The organism is Planktotalea sp., assembly GCF_049680325.1.
In the GTDB taxonomy this organism is placed as follows: Bacteria; Pseudomonadota; Alphaproteobacteria; order Rhodobacterales; family Rhodobacteraceae; genus Planktotalea.
Genome location: NZ_JBAUHO010000089.1, coordinates 1 through 2,129, shown reverse-complemented (window position 1 = coordinate 2,129; position 2,129 = coordinate 1). Strand labels below are relative to the sequence as shown.

General features: G+C 55.6%; 2 protein-coding genes. One reads left to right on the top strand and one right to left on the bottom strand.

Annotated elements, in window-relative coordinates:
- The coding region (locus tag WBC85_RS03605) for a hypothetical protein (RefSeq protein WP_424433308.1) at window positions 1-180 on the top strand (180 nt) is incomplete at its 5' end.
- Window positions 181-482: 302 nt separating this feature from the next.
- Here WBC85_RS03605 and WBC85_RS03600 read toward each other — a convergent pair.
- Entirely contained in the window at window positions 483-1,994 is a 1,512-nt protein-coding gene (locus WBC85_RS03600) for a TolC family protein (RefSeq protein WP_424433307.1), read from the bottom strand.
- Between the last annotated feature and the right edge of the window lie 135 nt (window positions 1,995-2,129).

Genomic DNA, 2,129 nt, shown 5'->3' with positions numbered 1-2,129 from the left:
CGGTACGCCTTGCGATTCTACCTCCGCAACCGGCCGTTCCGCATCATGGTGAAGCTGGACGGATTCATTCGTTCGGGACGTCGCGCAGCCCGACAATATCAGCACCAGCAAAAGTTGCCGCACTCCTGTCGCTGCCGCATGGCATTTGCGCGGCGAACGATCTCCATAGCGTATATCTGAGGGTTCCATCCCTGTCATAGCCAACTTCCCTGTACCGTGTTATGTCCGCTAGCCAGCGAATGGCACGCAGACGTCCGGTGAATGATTCGAAGAAGGCACGGTTCCATGATGAAGATCGTCGTGCGGCGATGTCTGACGACGGCGAACGATTGTGAAACCTGCTCACGCTTGCCGGAAAGTGGCAGTCATAACAATGTGGCTGACTTTGTCGACGGTCGAGACATCGGTCCTGAAGGTTGGGCAGGATTCAGTCAATCAGCACGAAACATTCGTCACGGCAGACGTGCGTTCAGTTGTCGCGTTTACTGCTGACTGAACGTCAGTCCTCGCAGACTGTCGTCGCCGCTGTTGTCGGGCACGGCATCAAGTCCGCCGGTCAGCACGTAGCCGTCGACCTTTGAGCTGGCTTGAGCAAGCTGCGACTGAGCCTGAACGAACTGCAGGTTCGAATCGAAATACGTGCGGCGAGCCACCAGCACCTGCACGAAGCTGGTTTCACCGGCCTGGTAAGCCTGTTCCGCAAGCTTGAGTGATTCCGCAGCGTTTGGCAGGATTTCCTGGCCATACTTCGTGACAGCAGCCAGGGCGGAGTCATAGTCTCGGGACACCTCAGCCAGCCGTGCTTCGATGGACTTCTGAATTCGCTGAACTTCGATGGACGCTCGACAGAATTCCGCCTGAGCCGCACAGATGTTGCCCTGATTCTTGTTAAAGACAGGAATGGGAGCTCCGATCTGGAAATTCATCATGCCGTTGTTGGTTGAGTTATCGACACCCGCACCAAACTGAACCGTGATGTTAGGAGTCGCCTGCACACCGTGCCGCTGCAATGCCGCACGAGCCTGTGCGACTCGTGTTTGAGCTGCACTGTATTCCGGGCTGCTGTTCACAACCGTTGAACTCAGATACGTCCAGTCCTTCGCTTCCATCTGCTGCGGAAGTTCGCCAACAAGCGTGGTGGGTTCCATGTGGGACGTGCCCGTGAGGGCCACGAGTCCTCGCCATGCGGCGTCGAATTGAATCTGTGACTGCTGCAACGCTAGGTCAACTTCGTTCTTTTGAACGGTGGCCTGTAGAGTATCAATTCGTGTGCCTTCACCGGCTTCGATGCGAGATTTAGCAACCTCGATCCCTTTGGTCGTCACTGACTGGAAATCACTGATCAATTGAATGCGTCGCTGAGCGGCCAGAGCTTCGTAGAATTTCACGCGAATGTCGGTGGCCACTCGCAGTTTCTGAGCCTCCAGTTCCTGCAACTGAGCACGAACCGCTTCGTTGAGAACGCGACGGTTTAGCTCCAGCTTCCCGCCGGTTACGAATTCCTGTTCAACGAAGGCGACGTGTTGATCCGTATTTCGATCCGCCAGCTGCGTTGCCTGATATCCGACAATCGGGTTGGCTTTCAGGCCGACCTGATCGCGGAAACCAGCCGCTTTCTGCGTCGTTTCTGCCAAATCACGAATGGAAGGATTATTGGAGTACGACAGCGATTCAAAGTCAGCGAGTGACATGCCCGCCGGAACGTAGTGTACGACCGGCGACTCCGCAGTCGATACTGCGTTTTCGTCTGCCGGATCATAGGTTGCCGAAACCAGACTGATGTAGGGAGTCTGTTCGTCGACTGGTACGGCAGACGTCGGTGTCGTATCCGACACCTCCAAATCGACAGGCGACCCAATCGCGGAATCTGCAAGAGATTCAGGCGGATGATAGTGATCAGTCGACGACGAATCGCGCACCTGCCACCGATTCTGACTGCAGCCAGCGGTGATGCACACGACCATGATGGCCGCGATCAGGTTTATCCGTTTCATAGTTGTTGGCTTCCTTGCCTGTCCCTGCAAATCCTTTCGTCACAACCACGGTTCATGTCCGAATCGTAGAGATCGTTACACTCGAAACTCACGGTTCAAACCGGCATCGGGCAACACGGATCTCCTGACCGAGAC

What these genes read in the sequence shown, in the direction of transcription:
- WBC85_RS03600 (WP_424433307.1), bottom strand. Translation starts at nt 1,994, where the DNA reads ATGAAACGGATAAACCTGATCGCGGCCATCATGGTCGTGTGCATCACC.